Raw genomic sequence first — 20,348 nt, 5'->3', positions numbered from 1 at the left:
CTGCACTTTGTGCAATCAAACTACAGAATTATGCGATTAAAGGGTATTATTCCTAGGATTGATTGTACAGAATACAACAGAACTCCAGTTCAGCTCGATTTAAATAATTTCTGTTGCACAAAATACAATGACCCCAAAAAAATCCCTAGAAGCCTGTGCCCAAAACCAAACTATTGACACAAAAGTGTATTACTCGTATAGTACATGTATAATATGTATGAACCACTTAGTACACACACTTAGTATATGGAGTTGGTTGTATGACAGAAGAACAAAAATCAGGTGTCAGCTTTAATATTCGAGAACCGGTATATATTCAAGTTGTCCGTTACTTCAAGGAACAGATTGCTACAGGGCAAATCGGAGCGGGTGACAAAATTCCTTCACGGCGTGAACTGGCATCAATAATGAAGATTAATGCGAACACGGCGCAGAAGGCATATAAGGAAATGGAGGAACAGGGTTTGATCGTAACAGAAGGAAATTCCCCGAGTCGAATTACACAGGATCAGCAAATTCTAAGCTCGATTCGAGCTGAATTAATCGAAAGTGCAGTGGATATATTCATCGGTTCCATTCGGAATATTCAAATTCCAGTTGAAGAGCTGGTAGACATCATAAAGACAAAATATACATCCGAGCGAAAGTTATCTCCAAAGGGTGGTGACACAAGATGATCCAAGTGAATCAGATGGTGAAGAATTATGGATTCAAGAAGGTACTAAATGGCGTTAGCTTCACTGCTGCCAAGGGAGAGATTACCTGCCTGATCGGAATCAATGGTGCCGGGAAGTCAACGGTGCTGAAATCCATTATGGGACTGACACCATACAAAGGTGAAGTCTTAATCGATAATGCATCATTAACACCTGCGATGTATGAGAAAATCACTTTCATTCCAGATTCTTTAACGATGCCTTCTAATATGCGAATTGCTGATTGCATGAGCTTTATGGCGGACTTCTATCATAATTGGAACACACAACGTGCAGAGGAATTAATTAAGTTCTTCCAACTAAGCGCAGCAGATCGCGTATCTTCATTATCGAAGGGAATGGCTGCGAAGCTTAATTTGTTGCTAGGACTTGCCCTGGATTGTGATTACATCCTAATGGACGAACCGTTCTCAGGGATTGATATGTTCAGCCGCGAGCAAATTACCGACGTGTTCACGAGTGAATTGATCGAGGATCGTGGCGTAATTATTACAACTCATGAAATTAACGATATTGAGCATTTAATTGATAAAGCGGTCTTGCTACAGCACGGGAAGGTAGAACGTGAATTCTACTGTGAAGAAGTTCGCGAGCAGGAAGGTAAGTCCATTACGGACGTAATGAGAGAGGTGTACAAGAAATGAGAGCTTTTGTGAAGCTATTGAATTTTGAAATGAACCGATTTGCTAAAATATATATTGGACTCATGGTGCTGACAGTCGCCTTGCAACTTGCAGCAGTCACCATCGGTGCTAATCATTGGCTGGATTCTGCGAATGAGGCAATGAGAGTGAATCAATGGACCCTTGAGCAATATCACAATGTGACTGGATATATTCAGCTAAACAGTATGGTGTATGATCACTATAATGCACTTCTATATTTCGGACCCATATTTTTGAGCATAACAGTGTTGCTAATATATAGCTGCTTCATCTGGTACCGTGACTGGAGAGGTAAAAATACGGTAGTATATCGTCTGCTCACGTTGCCATCCAATCGGGCGAATTTGTATTTTGCCAAGCTGGTTACGATCTTGCTATTCGCATTTGGACTTGTCGCCCTGCAAATTGTCCTTGTTCCACTGGAGCGTTTGATAGCACAGTCGATTCTTCCTGCTGAATTATATCGGAATATCGCTGTAGTTGATTATTTGAAGTATACTAATGTGCTTAAAGTTCTGGTTCCGCCCTACTTTTCTGAGTTTGTACTGTACTATGGACTGGGTATTACGGGTCTGATCGTCTTGTTCACAGCGATTCTAATGGAGCGGAGCTACAGACAGAGAGGAATTGGATTTATCGTGCTGTATTTAGCGCTTCTGGCTGGACTAGCCTCAATACCCTATCTTATGGGTTATAGCAGATATGATAGCTACTTCTATCCAGGAGAAATCATAGGTACTTGTCTCGGATTAATAGTAATCATTGCTGGAGGTTCGCTTTGGTATAGCTTGTATCTATTGCGTAAGAAAATATCGGTATAATTGAAGGGCTATGGAGGTTAAGGAATGAGAAAATATATGGTTACCGCCGTTCTTGTAGTGTTCGCGGTTGTTACAATCGGGACGTATTATGTACAGGCTTCACAAGAGACGCCACCTAATTATAAGCTGACGATGGTTCAAGGGGATGCTTCCCTCGTTGAAGGTATAGCTTTATACGGAAATTACATGTCTAAGGATAGTGTTTTTGGCATCAAACGCGCTTATATCACGATAAATAGTACAGATTATCCAGATGAAAAGTCTGCGATAAGCCAAAGCTTAAATCGAAGACCAATGAAAACGCAATTGGATCGGTGGATTGAAGAGCATCATCAGTTCATGCGCGGTAAGACGAACACATCTGGTTTCTATGAGAATGAGGAAATGCTTGCATATGTGAATATGACGGTAGATTCGAAACGATCAAATGATCTATCGGCGAAAAAAAATGCTAAGCTCAGTATTTCTGTGCTCAACAAGGAAAAGAACAATACGCAGGAAATCACAACTGATATTCGTGTTGATAATGATGTTTCAGATATCTATGTACAAAATGTACAGCTTGTTGATCAACAGCTTGTTACAATGGTGTTTTTGAACCACAGAGCCAAAGGTTATGTATCTGAACCGCAGATTATCCGTGTTAATCTAACAACAAAGGAGATTATGAATGAGCCGCTCGCGTTACCAGGAGCTAAATCGGAAGCAGCAAATGGGGATAATCAATTCGTAAGGTTAGCCAATCAAAATCTGGATCACACGGATCAATGGATTTTAACGGTTAGTAAAGATAATCATAAAAAGGCATATCAAGTCGATGTTACAAGAGGACAAATCTCGCCACTCGCGTTCCAAGGGCATGAAATGTTATTGAATAATATTATGAAAGCGTATGGACAGAAAATATATTTCCTGCAAGAAGCTGCATCGAGTAAGAAAAATATAGGATTCACTGTTATTTCTTACGATCTCGTGAGTAAAGAATATGAGACTATTCTGAAGAATACAAGCATAGATACAAGTGAGAACATTACCTATGCTTTTAAACAAGACCATCTCTATATTATTGGGCATAAGAATATGGGTAATAAGTACTTCAAAGGTGATCGTCTGTATGTATTCAATTTGACTAGCAGTAAGCTTGAATACGAAGGAAAAGCAGTATCAACAGAGGCTACAAATCAGGCTGAGGATGAAGCTAACATGGATTTGAATTTTATCGATCTTGGTCAGTACTAGAATTATATTTAGAATAGAAAATTAGATATAAAGAGACATAAAGAGATATGAAAAGGTGATAAAGGCCGGGCTAATGACTTCTAATAGTCAATTAGCTCGGCCTTTTAGTCGAAAAATATAGCCAATAAACACTATTTTTCGATTAAAATATATTGTAAAACGATAAACAATATGTTAGATTCAATTTTGAAAATAACTTTGTGAGGTGTGTTTTATGAAACTTGGATCAACGCTTTTTTTAAGGATAGCTGTTGTTCTTATTGGACTTCCAGTTCTTGCCTTGTGTATATTTTTTGTGCCTGCGATTTCGAATTATGCAGCAGAATTATACCCCGATCATAGCTTTATTAAATATCTCTTGTACATTGATATGTATGCATCGGCGATCCCTTTTTACTTTGCATTGTATCAAGCGTTTAAATTGTTAGGGTATATTGACAACAACAACGCGTTCTCAGATTTATCTGTAAAGGTATTAAAAAACATCAGGAACTGTGCAATCACAATCAGTGGAATTTATGTACTGGGATTGCCACTTTTCTATCTCGTCGCGGAGAGAGATGATGCCCCAGGGTTCATTGTCATTGGGATGGTTGTGATTTTTGCTTCCATGGTGATTGCAGTGTTTGCTGCAGTGCTTAAGAAGCTTTTGAAGGAAGCTATTGATATAAAATCAGAAAATGACTTAACGGTCTGAGGAGAAAACAATGGCGATTATTATAAATATTGACGTGATGCTGGCTAAAAGAAAAATGAGCGTGACCGAACTTTCTGAGCGGGTTGGAATAACAATGGCTAACCTGTCTATATTGAAAAATGGAAAGGCGAAAGCGGTTCGATTATCAACATTAGAGGCGATCTGCAAGGCTTTAGATTGTCAGCCTGGCGATATTTTAGAATACAAAAGTGACGAGGAGACTTAAGAAATAAATAAACAGTAGAGGCAGGGCTCTTTTCTCAATCTTTATGAGGAGGGGGCCTTTTTGTCGTGCAATGATGGAGGCGGGAAATAAAATGGGGCAATTTAATGATAAAAAATATCTGTAATACAATCAAAATATATTGTAAAACGATAAATTGTGTGATAAATTGAATTCACATTATTAACTTTGTGAGGTGCAGTTTATGAAACGGGAAACACTCTTTTTAAAGATAGTTGTAATTCTTATTGGACTTCCGGTTCTTGCTTTGTGTATTTTTTGGTTGCCTACGATACCTAACAAGACAGCTGGCGATTATCCGGTGTATTTGGTTTATCCCGTCCTTATTGGGGTGTATGTAACGGTGATGGCATATTTCGTAGCGTTATATCAGGCGTTAAGACTTCTAAGCTACATTGACAAGAACAAAGCGTTCTCAGAACTATCCATTAAGGCATTGAAAAATATAATATACTGTGCAATCATCATCAGTATTTTATATGGGGCGGGCATGCCACTTATTTACGAAATGGCACAAGAAGCCGATGCACCAGGTCTCGTAGTACTCGGACTAGTCATGACTTGCGCTCCAATTGTAATAGCGGTCTTTGCTGCTGTTCTTCAAAAGCTCTTAAAAAATGCCATAGAAATAAAATCAGAAAATGACTTAACAGTCTGAGGTGAGAATAATGGCGATTATAGTGAACATTGACGTGATGTTAGCTAAAAGAAAAATGAGCGTTACAGAGCTTACAGAAAGGGTTGGAATTACAATGGCAAATCTTTCTATATTGAAAAATGGAAAAGCAAAGGCGATTCGATTATCAACGTTTGATGCGATTTGTAAAGCTTTAGAATGTCAGCCTGGAGATATTTTAGAATACCTAATGGACGAAGATACTTAAGATGTAATAAGTAATCGATCCTGTAGAATGAAAAAATTAGCATTGCCTGGAAAGGAGAGAGCAGCATTGAAATCAATAACGCAGCTTCTGCATTTTGGCTATCATCAGGCGATGAGTTGCATATTTCCTATTGCGATCTTTGGGACTTTAGCGCTCTCTAACGTAATAGATCTGCCTTACATTTACCGATATGATGCCATTCTTATTATATTGCTTACCGTTCAATATCTTATGTACCGTACTGGATTAGAGACGCTAGATGAAATTAAAGTCATCTGTGTATTTCACATTATTGGTTTACTGCTGGAAATCTATAAGATAAGAATGGGGTCATGGTCATACCCTGAACCCGGGCTAACCAAGGTGTTTGGCGTGCCACTCTATAGCGGGTTTATGTATGCGAGTGTCGCGAGCTATATGTGTCAAATATGGCGTAGACTGAAAATGGATATGACCGGCTGGCCGGGGCTTACTGCTGCGGGAACGCTCGGAGCAGCTATCTATCTGAACTTTTTCACGCATCATTTTATTCCTGATTTTCGCTGGTGGCTAAAGGGGCTTGTACTCATTGTTTTTTGGAAAACTCGGATCATTTATCGGGTACGAAACACTACTTATCGGATGCCCTTGACACTTGCTTTTTTCTTAGTAGGTTTTTTTATCTGGTTGGCTGAGAATATCGCTACATTCTTTAATGCTTGGAAATATCCTGATCAGAATCAGGTATGGCATGTGGTTAGTGTCAGTAAGATTAGTTCGTGGTTCCTTCTGGTCATTATTAGTGTCATTATAGTTGCTCAGCTCAAACATGTTAAAGCCAACCGTAAAACGAAAGAGTAGAGTATCAGCTTCAAAGGAAATAGTGGTACATGTAGTGAGAATAAATTAGTGATAAGGGGGAGCTGAGATGGAATATACAGATTTAAAAGAATTGCAGGATGTGTTTTTCTTTGGTCTAATAGAGCCAGAGGTGAATCAACTAAGTTTATCTTTTTGTAAAAGCAAAGTTAGTGATAGACCTGAGCCACTTATGGTTGGAGAGAAAAGCTCTTCATTAATACAAGTTAATTTTAACTCATACATTGCATATTCGATTAGAAATGAATTCTTTACTTCATGGGATGATTACGAGGAGTTTGACGGAAAAACATTTAGGATTTATAAGAAATCAAGGTATCTTGATTTTATTTCTAATGGAATATTTGCATCAAAGGATTTTGCAAGACCGTATAAGCATTATGGGATCTGTTGTATTGACCATGTCGTTGATATTATTTCAACATCAGAACCTGTTGTAAGGGAAGTTAAATAGAGCCTAATGAACTTGATAGATGGAGGGGAAAAGATGAATGAAATAATAAACATTACAAGACTTACCACAATCGAAGAAGCTGAATTACTTGATCTGAAATTCGCTGAACATTTTAAATGGTATCAATGAGGAGATTACTATCGTCAATGCCTTGAAGAGAACCAAACCAATAAAAGGGTAACATTAATTGCATATTACAATGATTCCGTAGCAGGGTGCTGCCATTTACTCTATGAATCAAAATATCCTTTTTTTCGTGAGGATCACATCCCAGAAATTAACGATTTGAATATCTTTCCCGATTATAGAAGAAAGCAGATTGCCAGCAAATTATTTGATGAATTAGAACGTATTGCGGGCAAGACATCTAGATTTATAGGGTTAGGGGTAGGTCTCTATAAGGATTACGGTAATGCACAACGAATGTACACTTCTCGCGGTTATATTTTAGACGGTAGAGGGATAACGTATAACAATGTTCCGGTCTTACCAGGACAATCAGTCATGGTCGATGATGATCTATTACTTTATTTAACTAAAGACTTACAAAGCAAATTGTAAGTTATTCAAATGCAGCTTGAGAAACCGATGGCGCATATTGCCTATGCTTGTCTTTTTTAACGATTAGAGTTATTATGGATTTTTAAAGTCGTTAATGGAGGTGCTGAATGAAATATTCCCAAGCGACAGACTATGCGCTTCATGCAATGCTTTATCTGGTGACGGCGGCGTCCGATAAGCCCGTAGGCGTTCAATTGCTTGCTGAGAAGCTGGGTGTTTCACAAACCTATCTGTCCAAAATGATGACCAAGCTAGTGAAGGCTGGATTGATTCAATCTGCACCCGGCGCAAACGGTGGGTATCGTCTTAGACGGAAGTCGGAAGATATCTCCTTTCTGGATATTATCCATGCGATCGAAGGGACTGCTTCTTTGTTCGAATGCAGCTTTGACCACGGAAGCGAGTGTCTGATTCAACAGGTTGTGATTGACGCTGAGAGACAGATGGAGCAGTACTTGGAGAACAAGAAAATTGCAGATTTGGCGAAAACAATGAAGACGGAGTGAAGATCCGTTCTTTTTTGGGAACTATTAAAGATAATATAAATCCGTAATGACTTTAATACAAAGGAGAATGAGGTATGACGGAATTCTGGGAATCAAGCTTTATAGAAAAACAAACGATGTGGGGATTTGAGCCTACAGACTCCGCTATCGCGACTAAAGACTTTTTCCTTGAAAAGAATGTTAAGGACATATTGGTACCAGGTATTGGGTATGGCAGAAATGCAAAGGTTTTTATTGAGAGTGGAATAAATGTAACAGGGATTGAGATTTCCCAATCAGCGATTGATTTGGCGAGGCAAAACGGACTTGATATAAGCATTTTTCATGGTTCAGTATCTGACATGCCTTTTGATAACAAACGCTATGAAGGTATATTTTGCCATGCCCTTATTCATTTATTGAATCGAAGTGAGAGAGAGAAGTTTATTCAAGATTGTTACAATCAGTTAAAACCAAATGGATATATGATATTTACAACGGTTTCAAAAAACGCCCCTATGTTTGGAAATGGTACTCTATTGGATAAGGATTATTACGAGACAGATTATGGCGTGAAAATATTTTTTTATGATGCTGAATCCATCATACAAGAGTTTGAAGCCTATGGACTCGTTGAATTCTCTGAAATTGACGAGCCGCACAAGGATATGATCAATAAACCTTCAATAAATTTTTTAATGGTAAAGTGTAAGAAAGAACTATAGAAAAATTTCGACATATCACAGATAATATATAACAAAAGAAAGTAGGTGATATGTAGATGAGTAATATTATTGATTATTACTCTAGCTTTGACGAGTGGGGTAGGCTGGATAGAGAACCATTAGAGTTCATTATTAATCTGCATTATATCAAGAAATATATGCCATCAACTGGGAAGATACTGGATAATGGGCAGGACCTGGTAAATACGCCATGGAACTGGCTAAGCTCGGATACAAAGTAACCCTTTCAGACATAACACCTAAATTAGTTGAAGTAGCAACAGAAAAGGCAGCTGAACTAGAATTAACTCAGCAATTTGACGGGTTTCATAACTTGAATGCGATAGATTTAGAAGGAATACCTGATGAGAACTATGATGTTTCGCTGATGCTCGGTCCTTTAGAGAGACCTTTAATAACAGCATGAGCAGATGGAAAAAGCTATATTTATGCTAACTACAACCCTAAATATGCATAACAAATAATAACTATATTTAGAACATTTTATAACTTTTGTTGGACAACAAAGGTTTGGGATAAAGAGCTGACCCCTGTACAAAGACTTGGTATTACTGATAAAGATTTTGAGTACAAAGATATAATATATTTTAGATAATTTTTTTATGAAAATAGCACAGGTTATTAGCCTGTGCTACACAAGAAAATAATATTGTATATATATTATACTTATTATTTTGCTGTATTTATAATCGTATTACTTATGCCATTCTGATTTTAATATAGCATATTCATATGTGTCAAACCATATAGGTTGTCCATTGCTATCGGTTTTAAAATAAACATTTTGTAAAAGCAGACCTTCACGTCTCATTTGTAAACGCTCAAGAAGCTTCCAAGAACCAGTATTCTTTGGACTACACATAGCAATAATACGTCTTGCCCCTAAATCTGAAAATGCGTAGTCAAGCAATCTTTTTGCACTTTCTGTGGCATAACCCTTGCTTTGATACTTTCTATTAAAAACATAACCCAATTCACAAGTATCAAAGTCTCCTTTACTTAAATATAGGTTTCCAATTAACTTTCCACTTTCTTTTAAGCAAACTGCATAAAAGGATTCATTATTTGCTCTATTAATTGCTTCTTCTTTAGCTTGATTTTCAGAATAAATATCATAAGGCTCAAATTTAACAACTTCTTCATCACATAAATATTCATATAAATCATGCCAATCATTTTCCTTAAACTTTCTAATAATTAATCTATCTGAAACTATACTTTCCATCTTTATCTCCCTTTCTATTCTATAGGAGATGTATACCTCCTATAATTTTAACTGGTCTAAAAATTTATACTTTCATGAAAATTTCTCCTTTCTTTAAAATTAAATCTATATATATTAATAGATTGCTAAATAAAAATAATATTCACTTCACAAATTATAACAAATTTGTAAAAACGAATGCCAATATTATACAACATTTATATCTAATTTTCTACTAAATTCAATTTCAAGTTAATGATTATGCTTAATATAAAATCTAAAAACAGGTGAAAACGCCTTTGCTTTTGACGAAATTTTTAGGTTTTATTAGTAAATATACTTTGTGATTTTATCTGTGAATACTTATAAAATTTTATATAAAGCACTTCAAAACGTAACCCGTTACAGTTACTAGACTGGCGCTCTTATTTTTGAAGTGTTGACTGTTACCTAAGGGATCAGTTTAGAATTATACTGAGGTGATAGCATTGTTAATAAGTGAAGTTTCGAAAATATGTAATATAACAAAAAAAGCCATTAGTTATTATGAGCAACAAGGACTTCTAGATTTAAAATGCTCTGAGAATGGGTATCGAAATTACAATGAAGATGACATAGCTATATTGAAAGAGATTGCTATATACAGAAAACTTGGGTTGAGTGTTCCTGATATTAAACTAATTCTAACGAGTAAAGATAAATCTAAAGCGCTACATGATTTCAAATTTATTAAAGAATTTCGCTTGCAGCAAGAAAAAGTCCAATTTGATTGCTTCAATTATTTGCTCGAAAGTGAGTCGTCGATTGAGGAAGCCTTTAATGAAGTTGGGTACAAACTAGACGCTAATATGACTATCAAAGACAAATTACTTCTAGCTTTTCCAGGTAATTATGGACTGTATTTGTATTTTCACTTCGGAAAATTCTTTGACGAGAAGATTGATACGAATGACAAAATTATTGCCTATAATCGAATAGTTGAATTCCTTGATAATATGGGTAATTTGGAGTTCCCGGAGGATTTGCAAGTATTCCTTGCAGAATCATTCGATGCTTTGTCACGGACACATCTAAAGAAAATGGCTGCAGACTTTGATTCAATTATGAATGACTTGGATAACTACTTGGAGGTTAATCTTGAATCTGTAGTTGGCTATTTAGAATATCGTAATTCTGACGATTTTAAAGCTAGTCCTGCTTATAGGATGCAGCAAATTTTAGTTGAGTTTCAAAAGAGTTCAGGTTATTACGATATTTTTATTTCAAATTTGAAAATAATCAGTAGTTCGTATAGAACGTATCTCGAAAAATTACATGTGGCCAATGAAAAGTTCATTTCTCGGTTCCCGCAACGATAACAAGATAAAAGCACAAAGCACCAGTACGATTGACGTGTGTTTTGTGTTTTATATAGGACGGACTACATTTAAAGATGTAGTGTGTAGCGATTCGCTTTACTAAACGCTCGAATCATTTCGATTTCCTCCGAAGACAGCGGGGCTATCTTAGCAGCCGTTACATTATTTTTCAATTGCTCCATGCTACTCGCACCAGGGATAATAACTGCCACAGACGGATGACCTAACGGATAATGAAGTGCCGTTTGTGTTAGGGGGCGAGAGTGACTCGTTTCCTGCACAAGCTGATCATGCAATTTCAGAAGTTCCTCACTACTGTAATCTAAGTACTTCTTCTCTGCCTTGCTGCGGCCATTCTCCGAAAGGATGCCCCCCGCCAAAGGTCCCCGGGCAATTAGACTAATCCCATGCTCAGCCAGCAGAGGGAGAATTTCTTCCTCAGGACGTCGATCTAAAATACTGTATTGGCTCATTACACTGACTATATTTGATTTTTTCACATACTCTTTAATGACATTAGGACGAATAGAAGAGATCCCATAATATCGGATTAGCCCCTCTTGCTTAAGTTCTTCAAAAGCATCGATGGTCTCATCCATCGGATCATCAATCGTTCCGCCATGCAGCTGATACAGATCGATATAATCGGTTTGGAGGCGTCTTAGACTGTCTTTGACTGCGGATTTAATATAGGATTTTGATGGATCCCAGCTCCAGCCTTCTTGACCTGGAATTCTGCGGTTACCCACTTTTGTGCTCAATATTACCTCACGGCGGCGGTGGCGAATCGCCTTACCAATGATCTCTTCATTACGACCCTCATCATACAGATCAGCTGTATCTAAAAAGTTAATGCCTTGATCGAGCGCTTCATGGACGATGGAAATGGCCTTTGCTTCATCCGTACCTAGGGACATGCATCCGAGACCTACTTCACTTACATACAAATCGGACTGACCCAAACGATTTTTATTCATAGTTTGTTCCTTTCTGATTCCGTTGATGGTTATATTATAACGTCTTATACTACTGAATTCGAATATAAACGGTTGATTTCCTTTGACTTTATAACCTATAAGCATTATCGTCATAGCATATATTTTATTTACTAGATGATGATGGATAGGGAGAGACTTGAACATATGGAACAAGCAATGTTTGCAGGTGGTTGTTTTTGGTGCATGGTTACACCGTTTGAGGAGTTACCAGGTATCCAAGGAATTGTATCGGGATATGCTGGAGGCTTAACCGAGAACCCATCTTACGAAGAAGTCAAAACAGGAACAACAGGACATTACGAGGTGGTACAAATTACGTTTGATCCGGCGCTTTTTTCATACGAGAAGCTGCTAGAGTTATATTGGCCTCAGATAGATCCCACGGATGATGGTGGACAATTTCAGGATAGAGGAACACAATATCGGACAGCTATCTTTTATTATAACGAAGAACAACGTATAGCAGCACTTGCCTCGAAGGAGCAGGTTGCTGTTAGTGGCAGATTCTCAGGACCCGTCGTGACGGAAATTCTTCCAGCGCCAACCTTTTATCGAGCGGAAGAGTATCATCAGGACTATCACCACAAGAATCCTAAGCACTATAAAGAGGATCGTGAGCAATCCGGCCGGGATACCTTTATCACTAACCACTGGCAATCACTTAAACAGAGTTTCTAAAGTTATAAGAGCATTCTAAGACGTTCGTGGCTTACGGATGCTCTTTTTGCCTTATATACAAATTTTATATATTTTAAATTCTACATACTTTCTACACATTTATAGACTAAACTACTCTAAATCAAGCGAGAAAATCAAAATGGAGGGTTTAGAGTGAAAAAAATCATACCCATAGTTGCTGTAACCTTGCTTCTAAGTGCAGTGTTAGCTGGCTGTCAATCAAGCGATAAAGCCCCATCTGAATCAGAAAAGCAAGCTGTCACATCATCACTGGATCAACCCTGGATCGCAACGAAGAACACAACACGCGTTAACACTTCTGACCCTATTGAGGCGGCAGTTATCGTCTCACAAACTCTATGGACCGCACAGACGAAGAACAACAGACCTTCAAGTGTAGTATTGACGGATGTAAGCAATTGGCAGATTGCCGCGGTCAGTGCAGATTTGATCCATCATCCGAATAATGGTCCCATTTTGTATACAACGAAAGACGGTGTTCCCGAAGCAACGTTAGCAGAGCTTAAGCGACTGAATCCTTTAGGCGCGGAAGGAAATAATGGTGTACAGGTAGTGCTCGTCGGACCCATGGCTTCCAATGTCGAAGAACAATTAAAGACGCTGGATCTGAAAGTAGACCAAATTGAAGGGGACGAGCCGGCAGCTGTAGCTCAAGCCATTGATACTTATTACGCAAAAGCCTCCGGTGATCTTCCAAAGGCAGTCATTGTTGGTTCTATGGATAGTCCTGAGTACACACTGCCAGCAGTGAATTGGATCGCGCATATGCCGGAGCCGCTTCTCTATGTAACAAAAGATGAAATTCCAGTGCCTACGGTTGATGCTTTGAAAGAGCGTGGAGGTTCGGCTAAAATTTATATCTTAGGGCCTGAAGACGTTGTATCTACAGCAGTAGAAAAGCAATTACAGGAATTCGGTACAGTAACCCGTATAGCTGGAAAAGACACCTATGAGAATGCTATTGCTTTTGCTACTTTTAAGGACGCTAGCAACGGATTTGGCTGGGGCATAACAACGCCTGGGCATAACTTGTCTTTGTTGACTGTTGATTCAACGATGCTGGCGATCGCAGCTGCACCTTTTTCACATTTAGGGAAACACGCACCGCTTGTCTTTACGGAAAAAGACGGGTTGCCAGATTCCGTAATGGAATATATGATGACTCTTCAACCTAAATTTCAAGATTCACCAGCGGAAGGACCGTATAACCATGCTTGGTTAACCGGGGACATCAACGCTATAAAAGAGAGTACCCAAAGCGAAATCGATGATATGCTGGAAATCTCACCGGCTGCAGGAGGCAATCCACATTCCGGTCACTAAGGATATGACAGGCTGGCATCATTAGCAATGGTGTCGGCTTGTTCTGTGTTTATTTTGTATAATAAGAAGAACTAGGCCACGAAGAGGGTGAACGACTTGAATAAGCTTCAGGTACTGATCGTTGATGATGAATGGAACATGCGGAATTTAATACGGATTTATTTAACGAAAGAAGGAATAACGACTAGAGAAGCGTCAACGGGGCATGAGGCACTCACTTTGCTGAAACAACAGAACTTTGATCTAATTCTGCTGGATGTGATGATGCCAGATATGGATGGTTGGCAGGTCTGTAAAGCCGTTAGGGAGGTTAGCTCTGTCCCCGTTCTAATGCTAACAGCTCGCTCGGAAACCAAGGACAAAGTACGTGGCCTCGGCATAGGTGCGGATGACTATCTCACTAAACCGTTCGAGCCAGAGGAATTAGTGGCAAGAATTTATTCTTTGGTACGGCGTTCAATGCTTACATTGACCCAACAACCTTTGAAAAAGGTTCTGGCCTACCCTGAGCTAGTAATATACCCGGACGCTCGTGAGGTACATATTCTGGACACAGCAGTTGAATTTACACTCAAGGAATTTGATCTGTTAACGGTCTTGGCGCAAAATGCTCACCGTGTCTTTACGAGAGAAGAACTAGTGGAGCGTTTATGGGGAAATGATTATGAGGGTGAGAACCGTGTCATCGACACACATATTAAGAATATTCGCGAGAAATTACATAAGGCCGGCCTGTCTTATAATCCTGTTCAAACGGTATGGGGGTTAGGCTATAAATTTGAGATCCCAGGCAACCATTTATGAAGAATAATATTATCGGATTGAAGCTTGGGTCGGTTATCATGTCTGTTTTTTTAGTTGTTTTGCTTATTCTTGGGATAACCATTGATCGAATGTTTACCAGCTTTTATTACAACGAGATGCAAAAAGAAACCGAGGAGCTAACCTCTCATTTTATCGGAATGGCTGAATCGCCGGATAGTTCAAACGAGCAGATGATGAGTACTTTTGCAGAGTTTTCGGACGTGAGTATATTTAACATTTCAAAAGACGGTAGTGTCATTCTACATTCGGGTGTTCATGACCGCGCAGATCGTTCTTTCATAAATGCTTCGGATATTAATCGGATTTTTGCCGGAAAAAGTGTGGATTTTGAGTATACAGATCCTACAGGACACAGATATTTCATCACTGGAAAACCAATTTCAGATGGTCGCACCATCCAGTCTGTACTCTATGTAATGTCTTCTACAGAGAACATGAAGCAATCCTTAGCTTCTATCCGCAACCTACTGCTGCTCGCAGGAATTGGGGCTTTTATATTAGCACTAGGGATCACGGGAATAATTAGCTTGCTGTTATCAAGGCCGCTGATCAAGATGCAGAAGGCGACTCGAAAAATCGCTGCCGGTGAATTGGAAACGAGACTTTCCATACGGAGCAACGATGAGATCGGATTTTTGGCAGGAGCGATTAACGACCTTGCTGTAGATCTGCAAAGATACCGGGATACACGTCAAGAGTTTCTAGCCAACATTTCTCATGAGCTGCGAACACCCATCACCTATTTGAAAGGTTATACCAAGGTCGTAAAGGATGGACTTTATGAGACCGAAGGGGAACGAGATCTGTATTTGGATATTATTCATGAGGAAGCGCATCGGCTTGAGCATCTGGTAGAAGATTTATTTGAACTGGCAAAGATGGAAGAAGGTAAAATCACACTTACGCTGGAGTGGATAGATCTTAAGCACATGGCAGAACAAGCGGTGCGCAGAGTGGAACTGAAAGCCAAAGAGAAGGGGATTCAGCTGAAGATTACGTATCATGGAGATTCGTATAGGGTTCGTGGGGATGAAAAGCGTATGGAACAGATTATGATGAACCTTCTGGAGAATGCGATCCGTTATACGGATGAAGGGGAGATTACTGTCCATGTGAATGAGGATGTTGACGGGGATTCCGCTGTATTTATTGTAGAAGATACCGGAATAGGTATTCCTGAGGAAGAACTACCCTATGTCTTTGAACGATTCTACAGAGTTGAGAAATCACGATCCAGGCAATATGGTGGTACAGGTCTTGGACTATCAATTGTTAAAAAGCTTGTAGAATTACATGGTGGTAAGATTCGAATTACAAGTCAGCCTGGAGTTGGAACCCGTTGTGAGGTACAGCTGCCTAGATTACCAAAATCCGAAAAGTAATAACCAAAAGAGACTTTGCGTGTATACGCGAAGTCTCTTTTTACTTGCAGTCAACTAAGCTATTTTGCTGGCTCAAGCTCTTCAAGCGCCCATTCACAAAATTGTATAGAGCTCTCCATATCCAGCACTCGTTTCCGAATGAGTAAATAGCGTCCAAAAGTCGTTGCTTTTAATTCACGAGTCTCACCTCGTTCATCACGTAAGACTTCGTTAGCTTTCAGCAAGACTTTGTATCGCTCTAGCTCGCTTTTACAAAACTCCGCTCGTTTTTGTAGAAGGTCCTTTGCTTCCTCGGGTTTGGTGAGCCATAGACTATATAGCTTAAAATGTAGCTCGTCCCGTAGAACTGGGGGCTCTGCTGGAGCTTCCACCCATTTCCGCAATTGCTCAAGTCCTGCTTCCGTAATGGAGTATTCCTTTTTATCCGGCTTATCCGACTGCTCAATGAGCTGATATGAAATGTAGCCTTGCTGCTCCATGCTCATTAGAAGAGGGTAGATTTGACTATGTCCAGCTCGCCATAACGGTTTGATGTTCTGTGTTAATTCATATCCAGACAACGAGTTAGCACTAAGTAAAGTAAGAAGTCCGTAAGACAGTGTATTCATTACTCTGAAGCCCTCCAGTTATTATAAATCCGTTATTATTGTGATTTTTGGGACTATGTCATCATTGACATATTATCCATACGATTATAACATTATTTAAGTTAATTTATATATGTAAAAGTAGACATATAGAAAAGATAAGGAGGGGTAGCGTGGACGTTAAACAAGAAAGTAATATTCATTTTTGGCCTATAATGATTGCCATATTCTTCGGAAACTTCGTCTCTGTCTTAAGTACAACGACCATCAACATAGCTGTTCCTCTTTTAATGAATCATTTCCATTCGCACCTGAACGCTATGCAATGGATGGTTACAGGTTTTATGTTAGCAACGGGAGTAACTGCACCACTTGCCGGATATCTTGGTGGCAGATTCAGCTATAAGCGACTTTATCTATTCGCCTTGATGGGATTCACCATGTTCTCTTTACTCTGTGCAATAGCTTGGAATCCAACCTCTCTGATTGTATTTAGAATGCTTCAAGGTTCTTGCAGCGGGCTGATTATGGCTTGTACGATGACGATTATATTCCAAGTGATTCCAGCTGAACGCAGACCTTTCGCCGTGAGCTTGTGGTCACTGTCCGCGATGGTTGCCCCAGCCATTGGTCCGACGTTTAGCGGATGGTTACTTCAGTATGCCAGCTGGCACTGGTTATTCTTAATTAACATTCCCATTGGGATCATTGCTATTATTCTTACCGTAACGTTAATTCCATACTATCGAATGAATGTTCCGAAATCATTTGATATTCCTGGATTTCTTACTGTTGTACTGGGGAGTTTATCTTTGCTAACTGCATTTAGTCAAGGCAACAGTTGGGGATGGAGTTCATGGAAGACCTTATTATTAATACTTGTGGGGATCGTTCTTCTAGTTTACTTTGTCTTGCACGAGCTGAAGGCAGAAGTGCCTCTGCTGAATCTGCGTGTCTTCCGTAATCGCCGCTTTACTGCCATGCTTAGTATCTACAGTTTGGTGACGATAGCGATGTATGCTGGAACCTACTTAACTCCATTGTTCTTACAAACGGTAGAAGGAGCAACAACGCTTAAAACGGGGTTAATCTTATTGCCATCTTCGATCCTCCTTGCTTTGCTAAGTCCAATCGTAGGTAAGATGTATCCGAAGTTTGGGCCTGTGAAGTTAATTTCTGCTGGCATTTTATTCATTTCCATCGGCTTATTCATGATGAGTCGGCTGCATACGAACGTTTCTTACAGCTTCGTTATGTGGGCGATGGTCGTTCGAAATCTAGGAATTGGATTAGCTAACGTTCCGAGTAGCACAGCGTCAATGGAGGAAATTCAAGTCGAATGGTCAGGTCATGCCACATCGATCAACAACTGGGTTCGGAATGTGTTAAGCTCACTGGGGATTGCAGTGTTCACCTCCATTTTGTCCACAAGATCCTTACTGCACTCTAAAGAATTGATTAGTTCAGGTGCGGGTAATGCAGATTCGATAAGATTATTATCGTTCACTATGGGTGTGAATGATGTATTCGTAGTCGGCTCTATCATCGTGTTGTTTGGATTACCACTTATGTTTTTATTGCGCAAGAAGCGTAGTGTGATTTCTGTTCAAAGTGCGGGATAACCTTTGCATCACATTAGAAAAGCAGACCAAGGGCTTAGCCTTGATCTGCTTTTTTTATATGTTAAGTTAGTGCATCATGTCGCCCATTCCACCCATACTGCCCACAATTTCCGGATTGATCATCCCGAATATCATTGCGATATGCGCTACAACCAAGAATCCACTGATGAGGATAAAATGAAGCTTCATTTTCTGTTCATCTGTTCGTTTACGAGCGATCAGACCAAGATCTAACAAAGCCAACGGTAATAAGAAGAGCACTCCACTCAAATAGAAGCCTACTGCTACCACGTCAACCCATGTATGCCACTCATCATTTACTGTCAAAGGGATGAATGCGGTTGGAAACAAGTAGAGGAATACCCCTGTGAAGTACAATCCGGCTAGAATGCTACAGATTTTGTTGAAGGTTCGTAACGAGCCTTTTAGGTTCTTGGTGAACAAAATAATAAACTCTGTAACGGTGATCGTCTCAGCAAAAATCACGGGGATCGCCATGAATAAAATCAAGTTCCATGGCTGATTATCCGCTAGCAAAGACATATAATGCGTCATGTTCATAAAATACTCCTCCGATATAAAAAAATAACTTTCGTACTGATCGTATTCGAGAAGTATGTGGAAAGTATGTAGAAACGAAGGTATTATAAATACATTACATCCATTAATAACAGTTGAGGGGAGCAAGACAACCGTGGGAAGAGGACTACAAAGTATTTTATTTGATTTGGATGGTACATTAACGGACCCTAAAGAAGGCATAACAAAAAGCGTTGAATACGCATTGAACAAATTTGATCTTCAGATCGAGCATTTGGATATGCTTCTTCCTTACATAGGCCCACCTCTTTACGATTCATTTATTGAGCTGCACCAGTTCTCAGAAGAACAAGCACGACAAGCGGTTGTCTTCTACCGTGAGCGTTACAGCACCGTTGGGATGCTTGAGAATATGGTGATTGAGGGTATACCGCAATTGCTGGAAGGTCTTAAGAATAAAGGATATTCATTGTATGTAGCCACCTCCAAGCCTACTGTTTTTGCAGAACAAATTCTTGAGCATTATAAACTAAATCATTATTTTGAGCATATCGGTGGTAGTAATCTAGATGGCACCCGTTCTAAAAAGAAAGACGTGATACAGTACGTACTCGATCAGAATGCTATTCTTCCAGAGGAAGCTGTGATGATAGGAGACCGCGAGCATGATATTATCGGAGCTATAGGTTGTGGAGTAGAATCTATCGGTGTTACGTTTGGTTACGGACCTAAAGAAGAACTGGAGAATGCTGGGGCAGATCATATCGCTTATCGAGTAGATGAAATTGCGGATATCATCCAACATATATCATTAAGAGAGCGGTGTGCGAAATGATCCGACCTCATAATTCAATCTTGGAGGGCACTACAATCAAGCTGGTTCCAATGGATGAAAGCCATGTAGAAGGGCTGGCGAGAGTATTAAGAAATCCAAACATATGGGAATTTACTTGGCGAAAAATTACGTCGGACGAGCAGGTGCAGGATTTAATCACAACCGCATTCACGAATAAGAACAATGGATCGCAAATTCCCTTCGTCATCATTGAACAAGCTTCTGGACAAATCGTCGGTACCACTCGAATTATGCATCCGGATTTGGTTCATCGCAATGCTGAAATCGGATGTACATGGATCTCGCCTGAATATTGGAGAACTAGTGTGAACACCGAGGCTAAGTCGTTACTGCTTCACTATTGCTTTGAAGAGCTGAAGTTGATTCGTGTAGAATTTACAGTGGTGAAGACTAACTTGAGGTCACAAAGAGCAGTAGAACGATTAGGGGCTGTAAAAGAAGGGGTTCTGCGCCAGCATAGAATCAGATCTGACGGTTCGATTCATGATAATGTTGTCTTTAGTATTTTGGATAAAGAATGGCCATCGGTAAAAGAAAATTTGCACTATTTAGTAAATGAGAAGTACTCATAATTGTATAAGAAA

25 protein-coding genes and 3 pseudogenes are annotated in these 20,348 nt (G+C 39.4%); 24 read left to right on the top strand and 4 right to left on the bottom strand.

The features are described 5' to 3' along the window. Positions 1-260: 260 nt before the first annotated feature. The 16 genes and pseudogenes from UQ64_RS13370 to UQ64_RS32680 all read left to right on the top strand — a co-directional run. Positions 261-677 (top strand): GntR family transcriptional regulator, encoded by a 417-nt coding sequence (locus UQ64_RS13370; RefSeq protein WP_060623965.1) that lies wholly within the window; start codon positions 261-263, stop codon positions 675-677. Continuing rightward, entirely contained in the window at positions 674-1,360 is a 687-nt protein-coding gene (locus UQ64_RS13365; RefSeq protein ID WP_060623964.1) for an ATP-binding cassette domain-containing protein, read from the top strand. Before UQ64_RS13370 ends, UQ64_RS13365 begins: the two co-directional genes overlap by 4 nt. After that, on the top strand, positions 1,357-2,202 hold the full coding sequence (locus tag UQ64_RS13360) for a hypothetical protein (RefSeq protein ID WP_060623963.1): 846 nt from the start codon (positions 1,357-1,359) through the stop codon (positions 2,200-2,202). Before UQ64_RS13365 ends, UQ64_RS13360 begins: the two co-directional genes overlap by 4 nt. 24 nt (positions 2,203-2,226) lie before the next feature. Continuing rightward, positions 2,227-3,441, top strand: coding sequence for a hypothetical protein (locus tag UQ64_RS13355; RefSeq protein ID WP_060623962.1), 1,215 nt, complete (start codon positions 2,227-2,229; stop codon positions 3,439-3,441). 214 nt (positions 3,442-3,655) lie between these two features. Then, positions 3,656-4,138 (top strand): DUF2975 domain-containing protein, encoded by a 483-nt coding sequence (locus UQ64_RS13350; RefSeq protein WP_060623961.1) that lies wholly within the window; start codon positions 3,656-3,658, stop codon positions 4,136-4,138. Between the two features lie 10 nt (positions 4,139-4,148). Beyond that, on the top strand, positions 4,149-4,364 hold the full coding sequence (locus tag UQ64_RS13345) for a helix-turn-helix domain-containing protein (protein WP_042127458.1): 216 nt from the start codon (positions 4,149-4,151) through the stop codon (positions 4,362-4,364). A gap of 202 nt (positions 4,365-4,566) precedes the next feature. Then, the gene (locus UQ64_RS13340) at positions 4,567-5,040 is read left to right on the top strand and encodes a DUF2975 domain-containing protein (protein ID WP_060623960.1); all 474 of its coding nucleotides are present in this window, start codon (positions 4,567-4,569) and stop codon (positions 5,038-5,040) included. Between the two features lie 10 nt (positions 5,041-5,050). After that, entirely contained in the window at positions 5,051-5,266 is a 216-nt protein-coding gene (locus UQ64_RS13335; RefSeq protein ID WP_060623959.1) for a helix-turn-helix domain-containing protein, read from the top strand. 27 nt (positions 5,267-5,293) lie between these two features. Further along, positions 5,294-6,106, top strand: coding sequence for a DUF817 domain-containing protein (locus tag UQ64_RS13330; protein WP_060623958.1), 813 nt, complete (start codon positions 5,294-5,296; stop codon positions 6,104-6,106). A gap of 67 nt (positions 6,107-6,173) precedes the next feature. Next, positions 6,174-6,578 (top strand): hypothetical protein, encoded by a 405-nt coding sequence (locus tag UQ64_RS13325; RefSeq protein ID WP_060623957.1) that lies wholly within the window; start codon positions 6,174-6,176, stop codon positions 6,576-6,578. Between the two features lie 180 nt (positions 6,579-6,758). Next, positions 6,759-7,139, top strand: a pseudogene (locus tag UQ64_RS30100) (GNAT family N-acetyltransferase); the annotation flags it as partial. Positions 7,140-7,246: 107 nt separating this feature from the next. After that, positions 7,247-7,645: an RrF2 family transcriptional regulator gene (locus tag UQ64_RS13320; RefSeq protein WP_060623956.1), complete on the top strand. Its 399-nt coding sequence runs from the start codon at positions 7,247-7,249 to the stop codon at positions 7,643-7,645. A gap of 74 nt (positions 7,646-7,719) precedes the next feature. Beyond that, the gene (locus tag UQ64_RS13315; RefSeq protein WP_060623955.1) at positions 7,720-8,349 is read left to right on the top strand and encodes a class I SAM-dependent methyltransferase; all 630 of its coding nucleotides are present in this window, start codon (positions 7,720-7,722) and stop codon (positions 8,347-8,349) included. Between the two features lie 56 nt (positions 8,350-8,405). Continuing rightward, on the top strand, positions 8,406-8,591 hold the full coding sequence (locus tag UQ64_RS32690; protein ID WP_156417548.1) for a hypothetical protein: 186 nt from the start codon (positions 8,406-8,408) through the stop codon (positions 8,589-8,591). After that, positions 8,561-8,680 (top strand): annotated as a pseudogene (locus tag UQ64_RS32685) (class I SAM-dependent methyltransferase); the annotation flags it as partial. The gene UQ64_RS32690 and the pseudogene UQ64_RS32685, both read left to right, overlap by 31 nt. Positions 8,681-8,740: 60 nt before the next feature. After that, a pseudogene (locus tag UQ64_RS32680) lies at positions 8,741-8,965 on the top strand (insertion element protein); the annotation flags it as partial. Positions 8,966-9,064: 99 nt separating this feature from the next. Here UQ64_RS32680 and UQ64_RS13305 read toward each other — a convergent pair. Then, entirely contained in the window at positions 9,065-9,595 is a 531-nt protein-coding gene (locus UQ64_RS13305; RefSeq protein WP_060623953.1) for a GNAT family N-acetyltransferase, read from the bottom strand. Between the two features lie 467 nt (positions 9,596-10,062). On the opposite strand from UQ64_RS13305, the gene UQ64_RS13300 reads away from it, so the two are divergent. Next, positions 10,063-10,932 carry a MerR family transcriptional regulator gene (locus tag UQ64_RS13300; RefSeq protein ID WP_060623952.1) on the top strand — a complete coding sequence of 290 codons (870 nt, stop codon included), beginning with the start codon at positions 10,063-10,065 and terminating at the stop codon, positions 10,930-10,932. 68 nt (positions 10,933-11,000) lie between these two features. On the opposite strand, the gene UQ64_RS13295 is transcribed toward UQ64_RS13300, so the two are convergent. Beyond that, positions 11,001-11,909, bottom strand: a complete 909-nt coding sequence (locus UQ64_RS13295) for an aldo/keto reductase (RefSeq protein WP_060623951.1) — start codon at positions 11,907-11,909, stop codon at positions 11,001-11,003. A gap of 165 nt (positions 11,910-12,074) precedes the next feature. Between UQ64_RS13295 and msrA the strand changes: the two genes are divergently transcribed. From msrA to UQ64_RS13275, 4 genes are all read left to right on the top strand, one after another. Continuing rightward, positions 12,075-12,608, top strand: a complete 534-nt coding sequence (gene msrA, locus UQ64_RS13290; RefSeq protein ID WP_060623950.1) for a peptide-methionine (S)-S-oxide reductase MsrA — start codon at positions 12,075-12,077, stop codon at positions 12,606-12,608. 153 nt (positions 12,609-12,761) lie between these two features. Continuing rightward, positions 12,762-13,952, top strand: coding sequence for an ArsR family transcriptional regulator (locus UQ64_RS13285; RefSeq protein ID WP_060623949.1), 1,191 nt, complete (start codon positions 12,762-12,764; stop codon positions 13,950-13,952). Positions 13,953-14,048: 96 nt separating this feature from the next. Further along, entirely contained in the window at positions 14,049-14,756 is a 708-nt protein-coding gene (locus UQ64_RS13280) for a response regulator transcription factor (protein ID WP_209445788.1), read from the top strand. Beyond that, positions 14,753-16,159: a sensor histidine kinase gene (locus tag UQ64_RS13275; protein WP_060623948.1), complete on the top strand. Its 1,407-nt coding sequence runs from the start codon at positions 14,753-14,755 to the stop codon at positions 16,157-16,159. Before UQ64_RS13280 ends, UQ64_RS13275 begins: the two co-directional genes overlap by 4 nt. Positions 16,160-16,218: 59 nt before the next feature. On the opposite strand, the gene UQ64_RS13270 is transcribed toward UQ64_RS13275, so the two are convergent. Further along, positions 16,219-16,767: a PadR family transcriptional regulator gene (locus tag UQ64_RS13270; RefSeq protein WP_060623947.1), complete on the bottom strand. Its 549-nt coding sequence runs from the start codon at positions 16,765-16,767 to the stop codon at positions 16,219-16,221. 152 nt (positions 16,768-16,919) lie between these two features. Between UQ64_RS13270 and UQ64_RS13265 the strand changes: the two genes are divergently transcribed. Further along, the gene (locus UQ64_RS13265) at positions 16,920-18,368 is read left to right on the top strand and encodes an MDR family MFS transporter (protein WP_245237955.1); all 1,449 of its coding nucleotides are present in this window, start codon (positions 16,920-16,922) and stop codon (positions 18,366-18,368) included. Between the two features lie 66 nt (positions 18,369-18,434). On the opposite strand, the gene UQ64_RS13260 is transcribed toward UQ64_RS13265, so the two are convergent. Next, positions 18,435-18,929, bottom strand: a complete 495-nt coding sequence (locus UQ64_RS13260) for a DUF6803 family protein (protein WP_060623946.1) — start codon at positions 18,927-18,929, stop codon at positions 18,435-18,437. A gap of 133 nt (positions 18,930-19,062) precedes the next feature. Between UQ64_RS13260 and UQ64_RS13255 the strand changes: the two genes are divergently transcribed. Then, on the top strand, positions 19,063-19,743 hold the full coding sequence (locus tag UQ64_RS13255) for an HAD family hydrolase (RefSeq protein WP_060623945.1): 681 nt from the start codon (positions 19,063-19,065) through the stop codon (positions 19,741-19,743). Further along, positions 19,740-20,336: a GNAT family N-acetyltransferase gene (locus UQ64_RS13250; protein WP_060623944.1), complete on the top strand. Its 597-nt coding sequence runs from the start codon at positions 19,740-19,742 to the stop codon at positions 20,334-20,336. The genes UQ64_RS13255 and UQ64_RS13250 overlap by 4 nt, the downstream gene beginning before the upstream one ends. Positions 20,337-20,348 lie beyond the last annotated feature (12 nt).

The sequence above is a fragment of the Paenibacillus etheri genome (assembly GCF_001012825.1).
Classification (GTDB): Bacteria; Bacillota; Bacilli; order Paenibacillales; family Paenibacillaceae; genus Paenibacillus_AQ; species Paenibacillus_AQ etheri.
Note: the sequence above shows the minus strand (reverse complement) of the source record. Positions and strands in the feature narration are given on the sequence as shown.

Coding starts and splice junctions, on each gene's coding strand:
- UQ64_RS13370 (WP_060623965.1), top strand. CDS start 261: ATGACAGAAGAACAAAAATCAGGTGTCAGCTTTAATATTCGAGAACCG.
- UQ64_RS13365 (WP_060623964.1), top strand. CDS start 674: ATGATCCAAGTGAATCAGATGGTGAAGAATTATGGATTCAAGAAGGTA.
- UQ64_RS13360 (WP_060623963.1), top strand. CDS start 1,357: ATGAGAGCTTTTGTGAAGCTATTGAATTTTGAAATGAACCGATTTGCT.
- UQ64_RS13355 (WP_060623962.1), top strand. CDS start 2,227: ATGAGAAAATATATGGTTACCGCCGTTCTTGTAGTGTTCGCGGTTGTT.
- UQ64_RS13350 (WP_060623961.1), top strand. CDS start 3,656: ATGAAACTTGGATCAACGCTTTTTTTAAGGATAGCTGTTGTTCTTATT.
- UQ64_RS13345 (WP_042127458.1), top strand. CDS start 4,149: ATGGCGATTATTATAAATATTGACGTGATGCTGGCTAAAAGAAAAATG.
- UQ64_RS13340 (WP_060623960.1), top strand. CDS start 4,567: ATGAAACGGGAAACACTCTTTTTAAAGATAGTTGTAATTCTTATTGGA.
- UQ64_RS13335 (WP_060623959.1), top strand. CDS start 5,051: ATGGCGATTATAGTGAACATTGACGTGATGTTAGCTAAAAGAAAAATG.
- UQ64_RS13330 (WP_060623958.1), top strand. CDS start 5,294: ATGAAAAAATTAGCATTGCCTGGAAAGGAGAGAGCAGCATTGAAATCA.
- UQ64_RS13325 (WP_060623957.1), top strand. CDS start 6,174: ATGGAATATACAGATTTAAAAGAATTGCAGGATGTGTTTTTCTTTGGT.
- UQ64_RS13320 (WP_060623956.1), top strand. CDS start 7,247: ATGAAATATTCCCAAGCGACAGACTATGCGCTTCATGCAATGCTTTAT.
- UQ64_RS13315 (WP_060623955.1), top strand. CDS start 7,720: ATGACGGAATTCTGGGAATCAAGCTTTATAGAAAAACAAACGATGTGG.
- UQ64_RS32690 (WP_156417548.1), top strand. CDS start 8,406: ATGAGTAATATTATTGATTATTACTCTAGCTTTGACGAGTGGGGTAGG.
- UQ64_RS13305 (WP_060623953.1), bottom strand. CDS start 9,595: ATGGAAAGTATAGTTTCAGATAGATTAATTATTAGAAAGTTTAAGGAA.
- UQ64_RS13295 (WP_060623951.1), bottom strand. CDS start 11,909: ATGAATAAAAATCGTTTGGGTCAGTCCGATTTGTATGTAAGTGAAGTA.
- msrA (WP_060623950.1), top strand. CDS start 12,075: ATGGAACAAGCAATGTTTGCAGGTGGTTGTTTTTGGTGCATGGTTACA.
- UQ64_RS13275 (WP_060623948.1), top strand. CDS start 14,753: ATGAAGAATAATATTATCGGATTGAAGCTTGGGTCGGTTATCATGTCT.
- UQ64_RS13270 (WP_060623947.1), bottom strand. CDS start 16,767: ATGAATACACTGTCTTACGGACTTCTTACTTTACTTAGTGCTAACTCG.
- UQ64_RS13260 (WP_060623946.1), bottom strand. CDS start 18,929: ATGAACATGACGCATTATATGTCTTTGCTAGCGGATAATCAGCCATGG.
- UQ64_RS13250 (WP_060623944.1), top strand. CDS start 19,740: ATGATCCGACCTCATAATTCAATCTTGGAGGGCACTACAATCAAGCTG.